The sequence below is a fragment of the Kitasatospora nipponensis genome, assembly GCF_039528135.1.
Lineage (GTDB): Bacteria > Actinomycetota > Actinomycetes > Streptomycetales > Streptomycetaceae > Kitasatospora > Kitasatospora nipponensis.
The window spans coordinates 1-21,522 of the sequence record NZ_BAAALF010000141.1 but is presented as its reverse complement, the minus strand read 5'-3'; the positions used below and the strand labels follow the sequence as shown (position 1 = coordinate 21,522).

18 protein-coding genes are annotated in these 21,522 nt (G+C 72.2%); 8 read left to right on the top strand and 10 right to left on the bottom strand.

Going from position 1 to position 21,522, the window contains the following annotated elements; all coding sequences use genetic code 11:
- Positions 1-388: 388 nt before the first annotated feature.
- Together ABD323_RS29430 and ABD323_RS29425 are read right to left on the bottom strand one after the other, a co-directional pair.
- On the bottom strand, positions 389-1,597 hold the full coding sequence (locus tag ABD323_RS29430) for a PrsW family intramembrane metalloprotease (RefSeq protein ID WP_344445043.1): 1,209 nt from the start codon (positions 1,595-1,597) through the stop codon (positions 389-391).
- A complete protein-coding gene (locus ABD323_RS29425; RefSeq protein WP_344445042.1) occupies positions 1,594-2,151 on the bottom strand; it encodes a hypothetical protein in 558 nt (185 codons plus the stop codon). Before ABD323_RS29425 ends, ABD323_RS29430 begins: the two co-directional genes overlap by 4 nt.
- 179 nt (positions 2,152-2,330) lie before the next feature.
- On the opposite strand from ABD323_RS29425, the gene ABD323_RS29420 reads away from it, so the two are divergent.
- The gene (locus ABD323_RS29420; RefSeq protein WP_344445041.1) at positions 2,331-2,579 is read left to right on the top strand and encodes a hypothetical protein; all 249 of its coding nucleotides are present in this window, start codon (positions 2,331-2,333) and stop codon (positions 2,577-2,579) included.
- Positions 2,580-3,174: 595 nt separating this feature from the next.
- Here the strand turns inward: ABD323_RS29420 and ABD323_RS29415 are convergent.
- Together ABD323_RS29415 and ABD323_RS29410 are read right to left on the bottom strand one after the other, a co-directional pair.
- A complete protein-coding gene (locus ABD323_RS29415) occupies positions 3,175-3,858 on the bottom strand; it encodes a DUF1963 domain-containing protein (protein ID WP_344445040.1) in 684 nt (227 codons plus the stop codon).
- A gap of 348 nt (positions 3,859-4,206) precedes the next feature.
- Positions 4,207-5,379, bottom strand: coding sequence for a hypothetical protein (locus tag ABD323_RS29410; RefSeq protein ID WP_344445039.1), 1,173 nt, complete (start codon positions 5,377-5,379; stop codon positions 4,207-4,209).
- A gap of 963 nt (positions 5,380-6,342) precedes the next feature.
- Here ABD323_RS29410 and ABD323_RS29405 point away from each other — a divergent pair.
- Positions 6,343-6,891 (top strand): P-loop nucleotide/nucleoside kinase family protein, encoded by a 549-nt coding sequence (locus ABD323_RS29405; RefSeq protein ID WP_344445038.1) that lies wholly within the window; start codon positions 6,343-6,345, stop codon positions 6,889-6,891.
- A 413-nt stretch (positions 6,892-7,304) separates the two neighbouring features.
- Here the strand turns inward: ABD323_RS29405 and ABD323_RS29400 are convergent, their stop codons facing one another.
- Positions 7,305-7,886, bottom strand: coding sequence for a TetR/AcrR family transcriptional regulator (locus ABD323_RS29400; RefSeq protein ID WP_344445037.1), 582 nt, complete (start codon positions 7,884-7,886; stop codon positions 7,305-7,307).
- Positions 7,887-7,976: 90 nt separating this feature from the next.
- On the opposite strand from ABD323_RS29400, the gene ABD323_RS29395 reads away from it, so the two are divergent.
- The 3 genes from ABD323_RS29395 to ABD323_RS29385 all read left to right on the top strand — a co-directional run bounded on the left by ABD323_RS29395 (position 7,977) and on the right by ABD323_RS29385 (position 12,121).
- Positions 7,977-8,420 (top strand): anthrone oxygenase family protein, encoded by a 444-nt coding sequence (locus tag ABD323_RS29395; protein WP_344445036.1) that lies wholly within the window; start codon positions 7,977-7,979, stop codon positions 8,418-8,420.
- A gap of 492 nt (positions 8,421-8,912) precedes the next feature.
- Positions 8,913-9,362, top strand: a complete 450-nt coding sequence (locus ABD323_RS29390) for a hypothetical protein (protein ID WP_344445035.1) — start codon at positions 8,913-8,915, stop codon at positions 9,360-9,362.
- Between the two features lie 83 nt (positions 9,363-9,445).
- Positions 9,446-12,121, top strand: a complete 2,676-nt coding sequence (locus ABD323_RS29385) for a tetratricopeptide repeat protein (protein ID WP_344445033.1) — start codon at positions 9,446-9,448, stop codon at positions 12,119-12,121.
- A gap of 62 nt (positions 12,122-12,183) precedes the next feature.
- Here the strand turns inward: ABD323_RS29385 and ABD323_RS29380 are convergent, their stop codons facing one another.
- A complete protein-coding gene (locus ABD323_RS29380) occupies positions 12,184-13,566 on the bottom strand; it encodes a tetratricopeptide repeat protein (RefSeq protein WP_344445032.1) in 1,383 nt (460 codons plus the stop codon).
- Positions 13,508-14,887: an ATP-binding protein gene (locus tag ABD323_RS29375; protein WP_344445031.1), complete on the bottom strand. Its 1,380-nt coding sequence runs from the start codon at positions 14,885-14,887 to the stop codon at positions 13,508-13,510. Before ABD323_RS29375 ends, ABD323_RS29380 begins: the two co-directional genes overlap by 59 nt.
- A 384-nt stretch (positions 14,888-15,271) precedes the next feature.
- On the opposite strand from ABD323_RS29375, the gene ABD323_RS29370 reads away from it, so the two are divergent.
- From ABD323_RS29370 to ABD323_RS29360, 3 genes are all read left to right on the top strand, one after another.
- Complete coding sequence (locus ABD323_RS29370) at positions 15,272-15,775, top strand: hypothetical protein (protein WP_344445030.1); 504 nt, start codon at positions 15,272-15,274, stop codon at positions 15,773-15,775.
- A 1,567-nt stretch (positions 15,776-17,342) separates the two neighbouring features.
- A complete protein-coding gene (locus ABD323_RS29365; protein ID WP_344445029.1) occupies positions 17,343-17,963 on the top strand; it encodes an L-threonylcarbamoyladenylate synthase in 621 nt (206 codons plus the stop codon).
- Between the two features lie 224 nt (positions 17,964-18,187).
- Complete coding sequence (locus ABD323_RS29360; RefSeq protein ID WP_425556201.1) at positions 18,188-19,153, top strand: ABC transporter permease; 966 nt, start codon at positions 18,188-18,190, stop codon at positions 19,151-19,153.
- 715 nt (positions 19,154-19,868) lie between these two features.
- Here the strand turns inward: ABD323_RS29360 and ABD323_RS29355 are convergent.
- The 3 genes from ABD323_RS29355 to ABD323_RS29345 all read right to left on the bottom strand — a co-directional run.
- A complete protein-coding gene (locus ABD323_RS29355) occupies positions 19,869-20,297 on the bottom strand; it encodes a hypothetical protein (RefSeq protein ID WP_344445027.1) in 429 nt (142 codons plus the stop codon).
- Between the two features lie 293 nt (positions 20,298-20,590).
- Positions 20,591-20,728: a hypothetical protein gene (locus ABD323_RS29350; protein ID WP_344445026.1), complete on the bottom strand. Its 138-nt coding sequence runs from the start codon at positions 20,726-20,728 to the stop codon at positions 20,591-20,593.
- Positions 20,729-20,948: 220 nt separating this feature from the next.
- Positions 20,949-21,522: hypothetical protein (locus tag ABD323_RS29345; protein ID WP_344445025.1), on the bottom strand; the 574-nt coding region annotated here is incomplete at its 5' end.

The following is a 21,522-nucleotide window of genomic DNA, read 5'->3' as shown; positions in this document are numbered from 1 at the left end:
CTACGGCAGCCCCAACCAGGCCTGGGCCTACTGGCAGATCCACCACAACTACTGACCGACCCCAACCCGCTGGGCGGCGTCCCGACCCGGGCCAAGATCGCGGAGCTGATCCTGCGGCCGCGCCCGCACCGCGACACCGTGAGCGGCGTGACGGGCCGGGCGGCGGGCGAGGTGTGCCGATGTAGCTGGTCGATGGTGCTGCGGGTGCGTGCTGTGCGACCCCTGCCTGAGCCTGGAGCGGGAGCAGCAGCCGACCGGCTCGCCAGGGGGCGACCGGCCGGATCCGGCGCATGTGAACCGCAACGGCGCGGCCGACGGGTAGCCGTGCCGGGCGGGCTGCCCCGCGACCGCACCGTCCGGCGTGGGCGCGCAGATCGAAGTCTGACAGTCAGCCGCCGGCTCGCAGCCGGAAGACCTCCTCGCGGGCGCGGGCGACCTCGTCGGTGCTGGCGCCCTGCGCGAGCGCGAGCTGTCGGGCGAGCCGGCGGACGGCGGCGAGCACGCGCTTACCGGTGCGGCGCTGGTCGCTGCCGTGCAGGGAGCGGCGGAAGGCACGGCGGTCCCTGCGGGACCCGGTGGCGGCGGTCAGCTCGGCCTGCGTGAACAGGCCGGCGGCGACCTCGGGGGCGAGGATGTCGCGCAGCCAGCGCCGTTCCTGCGGCAGGGCGAGCTTGAAGGTGAGCCGGAGCAGCAGCAGGCTTGCGACGGACAGCAGGACGAGCCCTCCCAGGGCGGCAAGGAGCCCTGGCAGGGCGGCAAGCCCGCCGAGCGCGCCACCCAGGGCGGGGCCCATGGACGCCAGGCAGTCCACCGAGCCGTGCCCGAGCATCGCACCGGCCACCAGGAGCAGGCCGCGCAGCCGGTGCGCGGCACCGCCGCGGCCGATCAGCCACATCAGTCCGGCGCAGTACACGGCGCTGAACAGCGCGTGCGTGGTCAAGCCGGTCACCGAGCGCCCCACCACGACCACCAGGGCGGCACCGGCCTGGTCGGCGCCGAACGACTGCACGGCGCTGTTGTACGCGTACAGGACGTCCTCGGCGATCTGGAAGCCCAGTCCGGCGAACGCGCCGATCAGCAGTCCGTGGTAGGGCGAGCGGACCAGCCGGGGCGCCAGGCCGATCAGCAGGACCAGCGCGGTGGCCTTGGCGCTCTCCTCGGTGAACGGGGCGGTCAGGCCGGGGCCCCAGTCGCCGATCCAGCCGTGTCCGAACAGCTTGCCCTCCAGCGAGATGGCCGCGCTGTTGGCGTGCAGCGCCATCACGAAGGTGGCGGTCAGCACGCCCCAGGCGAAGGCGACGACGAACAGCCGCGCCGGCAGGCTGGTGTAACGGTTGTGACGGCGCAGCAGGAACACCCACGGCACGGTGTAGAGGCTGAACGCGATCGCGCCGACGGTCAGTGCGGTCCCGTAGGCTCCGGCGCCGCGCTGGTAGAACTCCACCAGTTGCTCCGCTCCGGCGAGCAGTCCGAGCACGAGCACCCAGAAGCAGGCATTGTGCCACTGCACGATCCTGAACGGTGTGCCCCAGCCGGAGGCGTCGAGCGCCGCGGCCCTCGTCTCCTCCAGCTCCCGGCCGGTGATGACGGTGGTCACGACTGGTCCCTCTCGGTGGTCAGCGCGACGCTCGACAGCATTCGCTGGATTTGGTCGGCGCGGGTGGTCAGCTGCCCGTCGTCGGTGGCGGAGACAAGGATGGCCAGGCCTCGGCCGTCGGACAGCGCGTAGCCGGCCAGCACCCCCGCTCCAAAGGTGGCGCGGTAGGTTTCCCGCACCCCGCGGACGTGGCCGGTCGCGGCGACGCGCACCCGGTCGCCGGTAGTCCGGAAGCCCGGCAGGTCGGTCGTGTGCTCCTCGTCGGCGTTCACCTGATCCAGCAGCTGCCATGCGTCACCGCGGTAGGGGCCCACCTGGAGCGCGGCGGTCACCGTGCCGTCGGTGATGACCGCCTTGCCCTTGCCCGGCACCGGCGCGATGGTGGGCGTGCCGAGCGTGACCCCCTTCACCAGGCGCCACCCCTGGGGCGGAGCGAGCGTCAGGCCCGCTCCCAGGTCGAGCCGGTCGCCCGCGCGCACCACCGCATGGTCCGTCACCGAGCGGTCGACCATGGGCAGCAGCACCGCCAGCACCAACCCGATCACCAGGACCACGGCGGCGGGCAGTAGGCTGCCGCGATCAACGCCCCATCGCCGGTGCGCCACACCTATCGGACCCTCAGGAACCCCCGGGTCCACGTCCACCGCACTCACACCGCTCATCCCCTCGAAAGCTCCCCTGGCCCCGGTGGCCGTCCCGGCCGCGCCACGGCGCCCCGAATAATCCCATAAGCATGGAACTGCTGGCCGCGGTCGGCATCGGGGAGGATCCGGAGCCGGCGGCCGCCCGGGCAGCGGCCACGGGCAAGCCGGAGCGCTCACAGGCGGACCGGTTCCAGCAGGGCCTGCAGGCGCTGGCCGCGTTCGTCGAGTGGGATGGGCACGCCCGGGCGGCGCACTGGGAGGCTCTGGAGCCCGTAGAGCTGCCGGATGGGGGCGGAGGGTGGTGGTCGGGCCGGTCCTCGCACCGGGACCTGGCTTGACCCGCTCCCCCCACAAGCCCCCACCGACATGGCACCTGGTCCTACCGGGCGCTGTACCCCAGCTCCCAGATTCGGTGCGCGCTTGACGGCCGCCGCTGAGCGCCGGCGCCGGCCCCGTGCAGCCGTCGAGAGGCTGCCGGCATGACAGGAGTACTGCAGTTCGGTGCGCTGCCGGCGCGGCTGACGGGCCACCGGATGGGCCCGAGCGGCCCGCGGGCGGCCAGCAGTTCCAGGGTGGTCGCGACGATGGGCACGGCGTCGTCGTACTCGCGCCGCCCGTCGTCGGTGTGGTCGCGGACCTCCCTGCGCCACCGGCCGCGCCAGCAGTCGGCGGACGGGTCCGCCACCTGCTGCTGCCGGTTGGCCGGCGCGAGGGGTCCGGCGTCGGAGGCGACCGGCGCGAGGGGCGGGTACCCGGCACGGGAGTGGGGACCGGGCCAGGTGCGGTGCCACCTTTCCCGCCTTGATGGCCGCTCTGATGTGACTCAGCGCCCTGTCTGTCGTGGCAGCACGGCATCTGTCGTCCCGAACGCGGCTGTTGGAGGCGGGCTTCGAGGGTGCAGGCGGGTACCGATTCCACAAGGCCCCGATCGGCTCAGGAGTCCTGGACGACCAGCCTGCCGTGGGCGCCGTCCTCGGACACGAAGGCGAACAACCTCGGCGACGCGCCGAGGTTGAGGTGGAACGGCACCCAGTTCGAGTCCAGCTGCAGCAGCAGCCGCCAAGGGCCGCCGTCCGGCCACGCGTCGCCCTGGAAGAACAGCGGTTTTCCGCCGATCTTGTCGCCGTCAATCAGCTCGACGTAGCGGTCACGGTCGGCGCAGGACAGGGCAGCCAGCTCCTCATCCGTCATGGAGCCGGGCTCGTCGGCGAGGCGGAGGTCGACCGTGAACTCCACCTCCGACCCGTCGGCGTCGTACAGCCCGGGTCCGGTCGCCAGCGGGCGCACCGGGCCGGCATGGTCGCCGCCTGGCTGTACGATCACCGCGTTCTCGCCGCCGTCGGGGTCGATGATGTCGGGGTCGAAGAAGTCCTCCCCGTGATCGGCGTGGGTCACGAAGACGTAGGCCACCTTCCCGTGGCCGGCCGCTCCGAGGACCGGACCCAACTCGATCTGGCCGACGAACCGCATCGGCCGGTCCCATGCCGCGCTGATCGGCCACTGCGGGCCTGCCAGCCACACGGGCTGGCCGCCGAACTTGGTGGTCGACGTGGAGAGCGGCTGGCCGGTCGCGGAAAAGCCCTCGATGCGCAGTGTTCTCACCATGCCCGGCATCATGCCAAGCGATGGCGACATCACTGCCGCAGGTGGCCCCGATCACCACCGCGACGCCCACCGCCTGCAAGCCCTGCGGCACTCCCGGAGGGCTCGCGCCCGGGAGAGGACCCTGTGGCGCTGGAGGCAGCCTGCTTACCGAATGCTCACCGGCCGTCGGATACGTCGCTGATTCAGTGACGGATATCGTGCTGACCCGACCGAGAAACGGCACGTCGAGCGGCCCCGTCAGCGACAAGTAGCCGGCCGGGTCGCATCTGAGCAGGCTGGTCAGTGTCCTACCTTGGCCGGGATCGGCTGCTTTGGCCCGGGGTCCGGTACCGGTGGTACCTCGGCGACCGGGCGGCGTGATCAGCGATCGTGGAGGAGCGCGACCGCTTCGGCGAAGTCGGCACGCGCCGGTGGGAAGGATCGTGCCGCGACGAGGAACATCGACCGGTCGGTGAGGGCGCGGGCGAGGCGGGCGGGGTTGTCGGGCAGGCGGCGGGCGAGCGTCACCCCCTCGTCGAAGTACGGTGTGAACCGCTCCTCGAACAGGCGGGGGCGGTCGCCTTCGCGGACGGCCGCGCGGATGCTGATCCTGCGTTGGACCTCGACCAGCTCGGGCAGCCGGTCGGCCTCGCGCAGCCTCGCCGCCTCCGCTTCGAGGCCCGGCAGCATGGCGAGGAAACCGTCCCGCACGTCGCGCGACCATCCGAGCTCCGTGCCGAACGGCGGCATCGGGGACTCGGGGCTCGCGGCGGGTTCGGCTGCCCGCCCCGACAGGACGAACAGCGTCCTCCACCACCCCAGGATGCAACTCCAGTTCCTCGGCTCGCCCGTGGTCGCGAGCTCCTCCAGGACACTCAGGGCCTCTCGCCGGGCGGCCGCGGCACCCGCCCCATCCCCGACGGTCTCCCGCATCCGGGAGAAGTGAACCAACTCCCAGGTGAGTACCGCCCAAGCGGTGCGCTGTTCGGTTGCCTTGCGCCGGGTCTCCTCGAGGAGCCCGCAAAAGACGGTCGATGCGGCGTCGTGCAGGCCGGCGCCCTCCAGGTTCGCCGCCCATCGCACCATGTTCCAGAAGGAGTGCTCAGGGATTCCGTTCCGGGCGGCCTCTTCGTCGAGCTCGGCAGCCTCCCTGAAGCACCCCTCCTCGGCCAGAACACTCGCCAGGGGCTCGCTGCGTCCGGCCTTGGCCAGCTCCGCACAGATCGCGCGTCCTTCCGCCCTGCGCCCGAGGGCGAACAAGGACGCCCGGTAGGCGTCCAGGGCCCGGCACAACCGCTCCGCCCGGTCCGGCGCCCCGACCTCCATCATGCGAGCGGCCTGGGAGGCCTCGGCGGCCAGCGCCACGTCCACCTTCGGATCCCGGCTCTCGCACCGCAACGCCAGGAGGGCGTCGACCAACTTCGGCACGTACGCCTTCGGACTCACCTCAGCCAGAACCCGGTACGCGCCGACCAGTTCGGCCCGACTCGGCCGGCCGGACCCCAGCAGCAGCACCCGGGCCCGAAGCACCGCGTCGTGATCGATCGTCACCATTCCCCCTGTCTCCGGATGACGCACGCAGGAGATTCTGAGAGGCGGGGAACGGACCGGACAAGCCTCGCGAACTGTGCGTTCCGTCCTACGAAAAACGGCGCTGACCTGTCAGGATGGACATGCTTTCGTCCTGAATCCACGAGCGGGGAGCGGCACCGAACGCCTCCCGCCCCGCACACAGCACCCCAGCTCGCCCCGGCTCGCCCCGGCTCGCCCCGGCTTCGAGGATGCACCCCATGGTGAGCGACGAGGAGTGGGACCGCATCCGGCGCCCCTGCGTGTCGGGCAGCGGGTGACCGGGCGGGTGAGCCGGGTTCCGACGTCCCCGGCGGCCGCACCCCACCACCACGCTCGTGCTGCCATGCCTTGAGAGCGTCGAGATGAAGCGAGGGCCCTCGTCTCGACAATCCGAGGCACCGCAGGTCGACGCCGTCTTCTCCCCCGACCTGCGGGGGACGGGCCGGTTGGCCATTGGTCGGTGGTGGTGGGCGAGGAGGGCGGTTTGGAAGGGGGATCGAGATGCCCGGTCCCCGGCGGATGCTGTAGCTGACCTTCCGGCTGACGTATCGCGCCTCGGCAGCCGGCGCGTGCGGGCGCCGCCGAGGCGGTGGCCTCGTCCGGGCCGCTGAGGAGCCGGTCGGCCACCTCGAACACGGCGGTGACGACCAGTGGTGTGGTCGGCGGGGTCGCTGCAGGACGTGGTCGCGCCGGCCTGCTTGCCGGGAACGGCGGACCGTTCTGCCTGGTCGAGCCGCCCTCGGCGGCCTCCTCGCCCAGGGCGCGGGCCAGTTCGGGGGTGGCCGCACGGGTTCCCGTCTCGGGCCATGCCACGAAGATCAGTGCCGTGACGACCCGCAGGTCGATGGAAAATCCCCACCAGGTGCTCAGCAGAGGGTCGGACCTGCTCTGCTGATCTCCTCGCATCAGCCCCGCCGTCGGTGTGATCCAGGACAGGATGGGCCCGTGACCGACAGAGCCTTCGTGATCATCTCCGGGCTTCCCGCCAGCGGGAAGAGCACCCTCGCCCGAGCTTTGGCTGAGCGGATGAGCCTGCCACTGATCGACAAGGACGAGATCCTCGAAGCGCTCTACGAATCGCTGGGCATCGGAGACCACGGCTGGCGTCACAGGCTGAGTCGCGCCAGCGACGATGTCCTGTTTGCCCTGGCAGCCCGAGCCCCGGGAGCCGTGCTGGACAACTGGTGGCATCACGAGACGGCGCCCGCGCGGCTTCGGGAACTGGGCGGCCGGCTCGTCGAGGTGTTCTGCGACTGCGATCCGGCTGTCGCCGCTGAGCGCTTCCAGACCCGCACCCGACACCCTGGGCACCTGGACCCGCAGCACACCCCCGAGCAGGTTGCCGAACGTGTTGCGTTCCTGCGGGCCACCTTTCCCGGCCCCTTGCGCTTGGGTGGGCCCCTTCTGGTCGTCGACACCAACCACCCGGTTGACCCGGATGTGGTCACCGACCAACTTGACCAGCTGCTCACCGGCGACGGGCAGGGAAACTGAGGACTCTTCGTTGAATCAGCAAACGGCTGAGGAAGATGAGCGGGGCCGGGGATTTTCAGAGAGCCTCATCAGCACTGCCGACCTGTTCCGGGCCGTCCTCGGCCAGCAGGCAGTCGAGCCGTTCCCACCCCGTCACGTCCCCCGGACACGGCCTGGCCACCCACCGTGCACAGTCACACCGGGCCGGCCGCGGCCCGCGCGCGGGTGTGCCGGGACACGGTGGATGTCACCCGACGCACTACGGCCCGATTGAGCCGGGTGTCCCCTCGCATGGAGGCGCTCGGATTCCCGCTCGGTCTCGTTCGTGCCGACCGATTCTCGCTCCGGTGGCCCTTGAACGGCGATGCCGCAGGCCGGCAGCCGGGCCGCAGGACCCCCGCTGCCCGCCCGCCCGGACGGCGTGTCAGACCGTGTCAGACCATGGCGAGCCGGTCCACCAGCAGCTCCACCCGCCGCCCGGCTTCCGCCGGCGGCAGCCGGCCCGCCCGGGTCAAGGTGGCCAGCCCGTGCAGGGCCGCCCAGAACACCTCGGTGAACAGTCCCGGGTCCACGCCCACCCCGGCGACCTCGCCGAGGCTTTCCAGCAGGGCGGCGAAGCCGTCCTTCAGCGGCTGCGGGGTGTCCTCGGCCGCGAAGGCGAGGCCACCGTCGAGCTGGAACATGGCGTCGTAGAGCGCCGGGTTGCGTTCGGCGAACTCCAGGTAGGTGCGGGCCAGGGCGGTGACCCGGGCGCGAGCGCCGTCCGCGGCGCAGGTTGCGGCCCGCAGGGCCACGGCCATCTCGGCGGCACCCTCCAGGGCGACGGCGCCGATGATCTCGCGCTTGCCGCGGAAGTGACTGTAGAGAACGGGCTGGCTGTACTCGATGCGCTCGGCGAGCCGGCGGGTGGTGACCGCGTCCCAGCCCTGCTGCTCGGCGAGTTCACGGGCCCTCGCCACGATGAGGCGCTCACGGGCCGCCCGTTCGCGCTCCTTGCGTTCCTGTACTACCGACATGACTCGACCCTAGCACCGCTAGACAAGTGAGCGACAGCAGATCTAGCATTACCTTGCCACCTAGCAGCGCTAGATTCAGGGGGAGTCGCCATGCTCAACGCACTCGAGGTCATCACCACCGTGCTCGTCGGCCTGATGGTGGGGGTGGAGTTCTCCGTCGCCTTCGTCATGAACCCGATCTTCAACGCCCTCCCCGACGACAGCTACCTGCTCGCCCGCGCCCACGGGGGCCGGATGCTCGGCGCCGTGATGCCGTATTGGTACATCGGCTCACTCGTCCTCGCCGCCATCTGGGCCCTGGCCGGATGGCACCGCGGCACCGGCCTGGTCGTCACCGCCGCCGCCCTGCTGATCGTCAGCGTGATCATGTCCGTCCTGCTGCTCGTCCCGATCAACAACCAGAGCAAGACCTGGACCCCCGACAACCGGCCCGCCGACTGGAGGGAGCAGGGGCACCGCTGGGACCGCTTCCACTACGCCCGCCTCGCCGTCATCGTCACCGCCTTCACCCTGCTCGTCGCCGCCCTCGTCTGAGCCCGCGACCCGGCACCGCGAAGGCGGCACGCACGGCCCCACCGCCAGGGCGGTGGCCGACGATCCGCACCGATCCACACCGCCTTCGAAACCCGGGACCGGGACGCGAGCCCGCCGGCCGCGCGTCCCGGCGCAGCGGCAGGTCAGCGCCACCGGTAGGAGGTCTCCGGCCGGGCGCCGGCGGCGGATCAAGGACACCCTTCGAGCGGCCGGCGCCCCGAGCGGTGCCGCCCATCTCCGAGCGGGCGGGCCGAGCACCGCAGCGGGCGCACCTCCACAATCGGACGAACCCTGCGCCGGTTGCCCGCAGCCGGCCACCCCGCCACCGCCCGCAACCGACCTCCGACTGGTCGACAACGCCCATGGCTGCGGCCACCACGAACAGCGGCCCGCCCGACCCGATCCAAACCTTTTCCCGCCACCTTGTCCCGGTGCTCCGTAGACTTGGTCTTGATCGCCCATATCCGGTGCGGTCAAGGGGAGTTGGGGATCATGGAACTCGATGCGTTCATGGCACTGGCCGGTCCGGCCATCACCTCCGCAGCGGCCGCCTACGGCGGTGCGGTCCTGACCCGGGCCGAGGAGGCCGCCGCCGACGCGACGGTGGGCCTGGGACAGCGCGTCATCAACTCGGTCTGGCGCCGCAGGGACACGCAGCAGCGAGCCGAGCTGGAGGCCTGCCTGGACGATGCCACCGGGCCGGACCACGAGGACGCCATGGGCGCCCTGCGCCACCAGATCCGGCGTGCCCTGCGCTCCGATCCGGAACTGCTGGCCGAGTTGGCCGCCCTGCTGCCCGCCGGGGAGCCCCGAGGCGCCACCAGGGTGGAGGCCAGTGGCACCGGCTCGGTCGCGGTCGGCGGCAGCATCCACGGTTCGGTGACCACCAACGTCACCACCACGCCCGCCCCACCCATCGCCGCACCGGCCGGCGCCGAGTGACGAACCCTCACCCACCCGGCTCCCTCTCGGTCCACGCCGAGGGCATCGCGTCGGTAGCCGTCGGCGGCAGCATCCACGGTTCGGTGACCATCCAAACCACGGTGCTGCCCGCCAGTGCGGTGCGCGACGCCGCCGACACCGAGGCCCGTGGCGTGGTGTCCCTGCGCGCCCCGAAACACAGCTTCACCGGCCGCAGGGCCGAGCTGGCCGAGGTGCGGGCCGAGTTGACCCGAAGCGCCGGCACTGCGGCCGTGGTCCTGCACGGTCTGGGCGGGGTCGGCAAGACCGAACTGGCCCTGCAGTACGCCCACCTGCACAGTGAGTCGTACGACCTGATCTGGTGGATCGACTCCGCCCTCCCCGGGGCCACCGAGGCGGCCCTCGCCGCGATCGCCGAGCAGCTGAGCCCGCACTGGACGGGCACGAAGCCCGCGCTCCCGGCCCGGGCCGCCTGGGCCAGGTCCTGGCTGCAACAGCACGACAGGTGGCTCCTGATCCACAACAACATGGAGGAACCGGCCCTGCTGGGAGACCTCCTGGGCAAACTCCCACGCGGACACCATCTGATCACCAGCCGGTACGCCACCGGCTGGCAGCGCCAGGTACGGCTCGTCGGCCTCGGTGTCCTGCCCCGCACCGACTCGGTGGCACTGATCGGCTCCTGGGTACCGTTCGCCTCCCCACGGGAGGAGTGGCACGCCGGCCAACTCGCCGGGGAACTCGGCGACTTGCCACTCGCCCTGGAACAGGCCGGCGCCTACATGAACCAGACGATGACCAGCGTGGAGGAGTACCGCAGCAGCCTCCACGAGTTCCTGGACGAGGCCGCCCTTGACCACGCCGGCGACGAACAGACCGTCGCCGGCGTCTGGGCCCTGACCCTGACCGCGCTGGCCGAGAGCAACCCACTGTGCATCGAGCTGCTCCACACCCTGGCCTGGCTCGACCCCGACGGCCTGCCTCGGGAGCTGCTGGCCGACCTCACCGCCGGTCCGGTCCAAACGAAGACGGCGCTCGGTCTGCTGCACGCCTACAGCATGGTCACCCTCTCCTTGGAGGAGGTGAGCGTCCACCGGCTGGTGCAGAAGGTGCTGCGCGACCGGGCCGCCCGCGAGGCGGCCGCGCGGGCCACCGCAGAGGGGCCGCCTCCCGCATCGCGCGGACGGCAGGCCGCCGAACGCATCCTGCTCGCAGCCGTGTACCCCAACGGGCCGGAGGAGGATCCCGACACCGTCCAACTCGCCCGGCTCGCAGCACATGCGACCGCACTGTCCACCACCGACCCCGGCACCTACCACCTCGGGCCCTCCCGGCTCTTCGCCGACACCGCGCTGCACCTGCACGAGCGCGGCCAGAGCGTCCAGGCCCTCCCGCTCTTCGAGGCCTACGCCCGGCAGGCCGCCGACCGCTTCGGCACCGACCATCCGTTCACCCTGAACGCCCGCGGCTCGGTCGTCACCTCGCTCATGGCGGCGGGCCGGCTCGAGCCCGCGGCCGACCTCCTGGAGGAGCTCGTGGAACGGGCCACCCGGGTGCTCGGCGGCGGAGACCTCATCACCCTGCACATCCGGGCGAGCCTCGCGGAGGTCCGGCTGGCGCGCGGCCAACTGCAGTGCGCGGAAGACGAGTTCGCCGCGGCGGTGGCCGACAGCACCGCACACCTGGGCCCCGATCACCCCCGGACGCTCACGCTGCGGAACAGATTGGCCACCACCTACGAGAACCGCCACCAGTTCGACCGGGCCATCGAGATCTACCAGGACCTGCTCCGCCACGAGCACGGCGGCCTGGTCCACTGGGAGCAGCAGGACTCGACACCCCTGCGGCTCAACGCCGCCACCATCCGGAACAACCTGGCCGGGGCCTACGAGGGCGCGGGGCGATCCGCGGAGGCCATCGCCACCTACCGCGAGGCGCTGGCCGACATGGTCCGCCTGGTGGGGGCGGAGCACCCGAAGACGCTGGAGTGCCTCGGCAACCTCGGCTACGCCCTGGACGCCGCCGAACAACGGGAGGAAGCCTCCCGGATCTACCGGGAGGTCGCGGACAAGCGCGTGCGGATCCTCGGCGAGAACCACCCCGACACCCTGCTGAGCCAAAGCAACCTCGCCTACATGCTCCTCAAGACGGGAGAGCCGCAGGCGGGCCTGGAGCTCTGCCGCACGACCCTGCTCCAGCGCGAGCAGATCCTGGGCGTGCTGCACACCGCCACCCTGGCGAACCGGAAGCTGCTGGCCAGCGCCTACGACTGGACCGGCGACCTCACGACCGCCGCCGAGCTGTTCGAGACCACCCTCCAACAGCACCGGGAGGTCCTGGGCAGCCGGCACCCCGACACCCTGTCCACCCTCGCCGGCTACGCGACCTGCCTCATGCGGGCCGGTGACGCACCCGGCGCCGTGCCGCTGCTGGAGGAGGCCCTCGCCGCCCAGGAGGAGCTCTCCGGGCCGGAGGGCGTCGCGGCCATGACCTACCGTCACAACCTGGCCACGGCCCTGCGGGACACAGGTGCCTTCGACCGCGGCGAGGACCTGCTCACCACCGTCCTGGAGCAGCGCACCCGCCGACTGGGCGCCGACCACCCCGACACCCTGATCAGCGGCGGAAGTCTGGGGCGGCTGTACCAGCTGACCGGCGACCTCGACCGGGCCGTCGCGCTCTACGAGTCGGCGCTCACCGGCCTGACCGCCACCTTCGGCACCGACCACTGGGCCACCCGCGCCCTGGCCGGCTTCCTCGCCCAGGCCCGCACGGTCTGAGAGGCGGCCTGAGAGACGCCCGCACCGGGCACGGCACCCAGAAGCCGTTGTCCACTGGGGTGTCAGCGGCTTCGCCGACGCGAGCGTCCGCTCAGCAGTACCCGCACGACGGCCGCCAGGCCCAGAGCCAGGTGCAGGCCGATGCCCAGCAGGCCGATGCGGATCAGGAGGGCCTGACCCGTGATCCAGCCTGCGAGCAACGTCGAGAACAGCGCTCCCACCGCGAACGCGGACGTCTGCGCGGCTCTCGGATCGATGCGTAGCGACGCAAGGTTCCATCGGTTGACGGTCACAAGGAGCGGGTGGACGCGTACGCGTGCGCGGATTGTGCGCGCGAGCTCGGCATCCGACCCCAGGACGGCTTTCGTGTCGTGGTGGAGCCTTCTCAGGCCGCGCTTGGCCTGGCGTCGGCGCCCGGTGGCGTACATCACGTTCAACGCGGTGTAGGTCCTGCCGAGCGTCGTGGCCGTCGGGGGTTCCTCGCCTGTCGCCTCGAGGGCGAGGGCCCGTGTCACCAAGGCGTATGCCTCGTCGTTCCGGCCGTCATGGATGTAGCCGCTGGCGAGGCCGATCCGGGTGGGGAAGATGTCGAAGTGGTCCGGACCCAGCACCTCCTCGCGGTCCTTGAGAACCCGCTCCAGCATCCGGATCGCTTCCCCGTGGTCACCGTGGTCGCGCAGAGTCTGGCCCAGGTTGTTTCGATATGCCATCGTCTCGGGATGGCGCTCACCCAGGCGTTCCTCGGCGTCCGCCACGGTCCGCCGAAGGAGTTCCACCGCGGCGGGGCCCCGGCGCGCGGCCAGGTATCCCATGGCGAGGTTGGCTCGTGATCGGATGGTGTCCGGGTGCGTGGGGCCGAGCACCCGCTCCCGATCGGCCAGCACGCTCTCGTGCAACGGGAGGGCCTTGGTGATGAGGCCCGCGTGGCGCAGCGTCAGAGCCAGGGTGTTCCGGGCGGCGAGTGTGATGCGGTCGTCAGGTCCCAGTGTCCGTTGCGTGTCGGCCTCGAACTCCTCGTACTGGACGATGACGTCGGTTTGGCTCACAAAGTGCGCGCGGGCCCGCAACGCGAACGAGCGGGTCAGGAGCGTCTCCAGGTCGTCGGCGCCCACAAGCGCGGTTTGCCCGGCGAGAGTCTCCTCCAGAGTCTGGTGGGCGGCGCTGAACTGTCCGCAGGAGAGCAGTGCCCGCCCCAGGTACGACCGGGCGATCAGGGTGGCTGCGCGGTGGGGGCCCACCGAGGCGTCGAGTGTGTCGGCGATGCGGCGGGACAGGACGGCCGCGGCCTCGAACGCGCCTTGTGTCGACATCTGGTTCAGCGTCCACTTGATGGTGCGGACGAGTTCGTCGAGGAGGTCCTGCCCGTGCTCGCCCGTGGTCAGCGCTTCAAGGCCGGCCTCGATCAGGCTGCGGCCGTGGCGGGACAGGTCCTGGGGCGAGAGCATGCGGGGGGTCTCCTCCCATCGCGGGATCCTGACTGGGCAGCAGTGCGTTCAGCGCGGCCATGGTGCGCGCGGTCACCGCGCCGAGTCGGTGGTCGGCCACGACGACTTCCCGCGCCACCTTGCTGACGAGCCGGTGCATGACGACGCTGGAGCCGTCCTGCGTCCAGGTGAGCAGGGAGAGGTCGGCAAGCAGCCCGAGGATCTCGTCGAGGGCCTCCGGTTCCCAGGAACTGCCCGGGTCCTGCGGTGGGAGCAGTCGCAGCAGTTCGACGCTCGTCCCTTCCGGGTCCAGGAGCGCGATCGCCTCGAGGACGCCGACGGCCCGGCCGGAGGGGTCCATCTCCTGGACCGTGTGCAGTGACTGGAGGATCGCCTCGGCGACGCCCCGCGGGTATCCGCCCGGTTCCGGGCGCAGGACACCCGACAGCGGCCCCTCGGCGATCCGCTGCGCGTAGGCGGAGAACGTCAGCGTCCGCTGCCGGGACAGCAGGCCGGCGGCTTGCGCCAGTCCCAGCGGCAGATCGCCCAGCTCCCGCGCGATCAGATCGGCGCCTTCCCGGTCGTCGCGCCCCGTCCGTTCCAGGAGGTAGGCGATCGACTGGGGGCGTTCGAAGACGGACACGTCGATGAGCCGGCCCAGGACCCGCAGCGAGTGGTCGGTGCCGGTGACCAGGACCCGCACCGGGCCGGCGGCGGGGAGGAACTCCCGCAGCGCCTCGATGGACACGGCGTTGTCCACGACCAGCAGCGTCGCCCGCGCGCCGGACTGCACGTGGTCCCGCAGTCGCAGAGCCGACCTGCGGGCGTCGCCCTGCGGGTCGGCGATGCCCAGACTCCCGGCGATCTGGGCGAGATCGGTGGCCAGCCGGTCCGGGGTCTCCCCGGAGGCCCAGCCGATCAGCGCGTAGTCGCGCCGCGTGGCGGCCTGCCGCACGACCTGCGCCGCGATCTGGGTCTTGCCCACCCCACGCCCACCGGTCACCGGACAGACGACGGCCACGCGCCCACCCCCCGCGAACACCTCGGCGACCTGGTCGGCCTCACCCCGGTGGACATGCGCCGGCGGCCTGGCGGGAACGTCGCCGATGACGAGCGCAGATACCTCGCCCGCCGAGCGTCCACCACCCTGATCCGACGGGTTGTCGGCCCGCAGGACGGCCACGGACAACCCGGCCGTGACAAGGACCAGCACCGCGGTCCCGCCCCACATGACCATCTGGTGGTGCTGCGGCCACGCCAACGGCATCGCCGCGACGTCGATGCTGGTCACGATTCCGAGCACGAGACCGGCCAGCGCGGCCACCGCGGTCACAACCGGCACCGCCCACCGTCCCAGCCGCACAGACCTGCCGCCCGAGGTTCCCGTCACCAAGCCGCCCCCGCCTGTCGGAAAAGGACCGAGCCGAAACTCCCATGTCGCAGTTGTGCGCCATTCTCGCCGGACCGGCCGATCGGTGTCCAAGGTTTCGTCGTCAAGAGCGCCGGCCCGAAGGAGCCGTGCGACCTGAGGAGAGCACCCTGCCGCGGGATCCCGGGCCGCCCTGCCCTGCCGCGCCCGGTACCTCCGCCCGCGCACAGGACCGCACCCGGGCGGCCCGGGCGGGCAACACCGAACGGCACGGGAATGTGGGGTGCGTTGGCGGAGCACCGGGTGATGGACCAGGTGACTGCGACAACCCGTGCCATCACCCTTGAACGAGGAGCCGTGGACAACCGATCAGCAGCACTTCCCCGGGACGGGGACGTCGCCTACCTCGCCCGCGTCGTCGAGAGCCTCGCCGCGGCCGACCTTCGCCCGACGGCCTGGAACCCACCGAAGGTCCCGGCCACAGCCCCTGATGCCCGCGGTCCGCTCCGACCTGCCGTGCTCCGCTGGGATCCGGGACACCCGCTGATCCACGCCGATCTCTTCCCGTACGGCGCGCTCGCCCTGTGGGACACCGTCAGCGGATGGCGGGTCGTCGGCCCCGCTGCCGACGGCGACCTCGAACAGCCCAAGACGCCACCCCGCGCGATATTCCCCTCCTCCTGGCTGCCCGGATCGGTGCGGGCACTTCCCGTGGACGTCGTGCAGGGACTGTCGCTCGTGCTACTGGGCATGCGCCGCAACCTCACCAGCGCCGCCCTGGAAGCCGCACGCGCACACGCCTGGACAGCATCGGGGCGGCCCACGGGCCCCTCCCTGCCCGGCCCGGCCGACCCTTCCTGACGTCGCCAGGCAGACGGGAAGCAGCCGGCGGGAAGCAGCGGGCAGGAAGCAGCGGGCGGGGCGCAGCACGGCGGGGCGCAGCGGGCGGGGCGCAGCACGGCGCCCACGAGACGGCCCGGGGCGGGTCTCAGAAGGTGGATCGCCCGGTGCGCGGGAGGGGGTCCCAGGTGGCGACAGCCCGGTGACGAAGCATGAACAGCGGGCGGGATGAGGACACCGTCTCCGGCCCGCTGCGCGCGCACCACGAGTCCAGGCTGCCAGGATCTCGGGGTCTCCCCGCGTGGGTGTGGGGCACACCGCCTTCCGGCCCCACGCCCGGGCGCTCCCGTCGGTAGCGGCGAACAGAGCCCGCGCGGTGGGGGGAGGCTCTGGAGCGACGGGCCGCATCAGCGCTGATCACGCCCGGAGTACGACCGTCAGGGCGGACAACCCGTCATCCAGGGGCCGCGGGCCGGACAACCCGTCATCCGGGGGCCGCGGGCCCGCCGGGCCGGCCGGGCCAACCCCTGGGGCCTGCCGGGCCGGCGACCCGCAGAGGGATCCGCAGCGTGATGTCACCGGGCGGATCTGACCCGGCCCGCTCTCCCGCAACGACACCGGCGCCCTCCCCCGGCGCGACGTCGGCCCTCGGCCACCCACCACCATGTGGCGAAGAGCCGATGTCACGGCCGGGCCCTGCTCGTGACGGCGCGATCAGCTCACACAGGTCACGACGTCCCGCCAGTAGTGCGGAGCGGCCATCTCCATGTCCGCGTCGCACTGGTCGTGGGTGTACCCCGCGGCGTACGCCTGGCCCCAGGCGGACTGGCCGGCCGAGTAGGCGTCCCGGCCGGTCCCGACGAAGTACGTGCTCGCGGCCGACGCGGTGGTGCCGACCCCGCGAGGGCGAGCAGCGCGGCGGCGGTCAGGGACACGGCGGCGATGCGGCGGGGCAGTGACGTCATGGCTGTTCTCCGTCTTCTTCGGTGCAGGAGCGGCATGCTGGGACGTTCGGTGCCGGGTCTCGGCAAGGTGGGACTGTATCAACCGATATGACTGAGCGACAGATCCTTGTCAGCTGAAGTGAGTTGGGGCGACGGCGTCCCCGGGGTCCGCCGCGCCCTCGGGGACCCCCTTTGGTGTGCGGGCCGACCGGGCGCAGCGTGGTGCCGTACAGGGGGCGCCGACCGTGTCGACGGCGGGGGGGTGCGGGCGACAGCGGGGTGCGGGCGGCGGTGGTGCGGCGGGCGGCGGCAGGTGGGACCGGGAGTACTGGACCGGCCACGGCAGCCGCTCGTGGTCGCCGCCGTCGAGCGCCTCGGCGCAGGCGAGGGCCTCGGCGCAGGCGAGGGCCTCGGTGTAGGCGAGGGCCTCGGTGTAGGCGAGGGCCTCGGTGTAGGAGGGCCTCGGCGAACGTCGTGATGTGGGGGCCGCGAAGCACCCGGCGCCGGGGACCGTCCGGCCAGGTCCGGCCGCAGTGATGGACCGCTGGACGATCGGACGCCGGCCGCGCGAGCCGGCCGGCGCGGCACCCGGGCGCCGGCCGGGGTGGGCCGGGTGGGCCGGGTGGATCCCGTAGAGTCGGCCAATGGCGAAGTACTTCGACGTGCACCCGCAGACCCCCCAGGCCCGCACCATCGGCACCGTGGTCGACAGCCTCCGCTCGGGGGCCCTGATCGCGTACCCGACCGACTCCTGCTTCGCCCTGGGCTGCCGTATGGGCAACCCCGAGGGCCTTGAGCGGATCCGGTCGATCCGGCGTCTCGACGACCGCCACCACTTCACCCTGATGTGCGAGAACTTCGCCCAGCTGGGGCAGTTCGTCCACATCGACAACGCCGTCTTCCGTGCGATCAAGGCGGCGACGCCGGGTAGCTACACCTTCATCCTGCCCGCCACCAAGGAGGTCCCGCGCCGTCTGATGCACCCGAAGAAGAAGACGGTGGGGGTCAGGATCCCCGACCACGTCGTCACGCGGGCGCTGCTCGCCGAACTCGGCGAGCCCCTCGTCTCCAGCACCCTGCTCCTGCCCGGCGAGGACGAGCCGATGACCCAGGGATGGGAGATCAAGGAGCGCCTCGACCACGTGCTGGACGCCGTGGTGGATTCCGGCGACTGCGGGACGGACCCGACGACGGTCGTCGACTTCTCCGACGACGGTGCGCGGATCGTTCGACGCGGGGCCGGCGACCCCACACCCTTCGAGTGACGCGGCAACCGGCCCGGACAGTGCCCGGCCCCCGGTCCCGTCCCGCACGACAGGTCGCCGGCCGGTACACGGGCTCGGCGCAGGGCGGCGTCGGCGCCGAGTGCTCCGGGGGCGCGCCGGCGACACGGGGCGGTTGTCGGGTTCGGCGCGCGTCGGGGCCGATGATCTCGTGTGGGTCCCGGTGCGGGGCTCTTGGGTCCCGGGTCGTCGAGACGAGGAGCGTCATGCCTGATCGGGAACGGGGCGAAAGGCCCGACCCGCTGCCGGACAGAGGCATCGGGGAAGACGTGGAACTGCGCGCGGCGGAAGGCCGCATGCTGGCCGCCGACCTCGACGCGCGCATCATCGCGCGCAGCCTGTGGCAGGACGCCTGGCAGGATCTGCGCCGCGATCCCGTCTTCATCACGTCCATCGTGCTGATCGTCTTCGTGCTCGTCGTCGCGATCCGGCCGAGCCTGTTCACCTCGGTCGACCCGCTCAACTGCGACCTCGCCAAGTCGCAGTTGGGCAGCGAGTCCGGGCATCCGTTCGGATTCGACAACCAGGGCTGCGACGTCTACGCCCGCACCGTCTACGGGGCCCGGGCCTCCGTCACGGTGGGCCTCTGCGCCACGCTCGGCGTCGCACTGACCGGCACGGTGCTGGGCGGCCTGGCCGGGTTCTTCGGCGCCTGGTCCGACACCGTCATCTCCCGCACCGCCGACATCTTCTTCGCCATCCCCATCCTCCTGGGCGGCCTGGTCTTCCTCTCCGTCATCCGCGCCCGCTCCAACTGGATCCTGGTCGCCATCATCGTCGTCCTGGGCTGGCCCCAACTCGCCCGGATCGCCCGGGGCGCCGTCATCGGCGTCAAGCAGCAGGACTACGTCACCGCCGCCCGCGCACTGGGCGCCGGCAACGCGCGGCTGATGCTGCGCCACATCCTCCCCAACGCCATCGCGCCGGTCATCGTCGTGGCGACCATCCTGCTGGGCACCTACATCGTCCTGGAAGCCACGCTGAGCTTTCTCGGCGTGGGCCTCAAACCGCCCACCGTCTCCTGGGGCATCGACATCTCCTCAGCCGCGGACACCTTCCGCAACGCCCCGCACATGCTGCTCTACCCCGCCGGGGCACTGAGCCTGACCGTCCTGGCCTTCATCATGCTCGGCGACGCGGTCCGCGACGCACTCGACCCCAAACTACGCTGACACGGCCGAGGCGAGCGGTGGGGGCTGTGAGCGGCGGGGGGTTGCGTTCGGTGGACGGGTTCCACCCGGTGGGCCCGACGGAGCGGGAGGCGCGGTGAGCGCGCGTGGCGCCGCGGATGTCCCGCGGCGGGCCGAACGGGGCGGGCGAGTGGGGCGGGCGAGTGGGGCGAGGCGGGGCAGGCGAGGCGGGGCGGGGACGTGGGCGAGGGCCGGCAACGGCAAGCCGTTCCCGCTGATCCAGGCCACCTCCCGGAACTGGGCCCTCGGGGGGGCCGACCGACGGGCGCCCCGCACCGGAACCGACCCCGAGCTGCTCGGGGCCCACCTCACGGGACGTGACCTGTGTCAGTTCCTCCGGCGGCTTCGGGTTCCCTGGGCCGGGGGCGTGTGTGGGGCGGGGGTCGGGTTCCTACCGACCGCATTCGTCCAGGGCGACCTGGAGGTCGCTGGCGACGGCGTCGGCGTTGGCGCCGCGGCCCTCGATGCGGTGGCGCGCGATGAGGTGAATCGGCCCGACCAACACGAGAGGTCACCTCCTGCGACCCGACCCGCTCACCCTGCGGGCCTTCGCCCGGCCGCGCGACAGGGGGGTGTGCCGGCGCGGACGGCGAGCGCGGTCCACCCCCGTAAAGCCGGGTGCGGCACCGCGAGGTGCGCCGCAGGGCCGGTGGAGCGGGCAGGCGCCGGTGGATGCGCCCGCCCGCTCCGTTGCCGGTCAGGTCGACAGGTCCTCCGTGTACACATCGGCGTCGGTCACCCCGGACTCGGTCAGCCAGACGTGCAGGTACCAGTTGCAGCCCGGGGTCGCAGTGACCGGGTAGGTCCGCGTGCTCGCGGTGGAGTACAGGTGGTCGCTGCCGGACTGGAGGTCCCAGTAACTGCCACAGTTCCGGTAGAAGTTGAAGCTCACCCGCACGTCGGTCGCACCCGGGGACCTGGTGGCGGTGTAGGAGCCGTACACGTTGCCGTAGCCGTCCTGCTGGGTGCAGACGTGCAGGTACCAACCGGCCGCACCACCCCTTGCGGCCTGGTCGGTGCAGTGCGCGTTCGAGTCCGCGCTGGCCGGCACGGCGGTGCCAAGGGCCCCCGCCGCGGCGAGTGCGAGAGCGGCGGCGCCGCTGGCGAAGGTACGTCGAAGGTTCACGCGAATTCTGTCCTCTCCCGATGGTGCACGGACCGCGGAATTCGACCTGCTGGTCTGTCCCTTCGCCGGTCGACGCGGTGACCAGAGGCTATGGACGGCCGTCCTTGGCCTGTCCTAGGTTCGTCCTTCCCCACCGGGACGACTGCTCGGTGGGGGCAGGGACAGGGTTCGGGGCACACACGAGTCGGCGTGTCGGGAACGCTGCTCACCACAGTGGACGGGCAGCAGACCCCGCCCCACGGCAGGCGGCAGGCGGCAGGCGGCAGGCGGCAGGCGGCAGGCGGCAGGCGAAGCTACCGGCCGCCCTGCCGGTCGGAGCCGACCACGTGGTGTCCGTGCAGCAACTCGTCGAGGTGCTGGGGGACGGCGGCGACGAGCCCGCCACCGCCCTGCGGCAGGCCCAGGCCCCCCCTGGCGGGCGACGCCCGCACGGCGAAGCCACCTCACCACCAGGTAGCGCGGCTTGCCCACGACCGGGCGAGCCGCCACCTGGGCCTGCCCGCTCCAGACCCGGGGCGTCCTCGCCCGCGTCGCAGGCGACTTCGGCGTCACCACCGGGGAACTCCTCGCCGGCCGCCACCACGCGATCTCCTGGGACGTGCGGGCGGTGGGGAGGGCCGGTAGCAGCCGCCCTGCGGGTCGGGCCCGCAGTCAGGAGGTCGGCTGCGCCTGGGGGTCGCGGGTGCACAGGTGCGCGGTCGGGCAGGCCGAACAGCCGCGGACCTCGACCAGGTCCGCGACGGCGTCGAAGAGTTCCTGCGCGCGCTCGACGGATCCGACGCCCTCGAAGGTGGCGTACTCCTGCGCGCTGCCGACGGTGCCCTGCGACAGATGGGCGCGGAGGTAGCCGAGGGCCGCGAACCTCTCGGGCCCCAGGGACTGCGGGCTGCCGGGGATGCAGGTCCCGGGCACCAGGTCGTCGGCGACCTCGCCCCCGAACAGCCACGGATCGCCGGGCTTCGCGGGCCTGCCCACCACGACGCGCAGCACGGTGTCCTCCTCGCCGTCCGGTTCGACCAGGAGCATGCCGGCGGCGTGGAGTTCGTGGACCGCGTCGCGTACGTCCCTCACCTGGGCCGAGCCGCCGAGCCTGCCCGCCAGTTCACCGGCGGGCAGGTCCCCGACGCTGCCGTCCGAATGGCACACGCGCAGGACACCGCGGTCCAGGGACATGTCCAGCCACGCGGCTTGCAGCGGGATCTTCGGCCCGTAGGTGGGGCGCAGC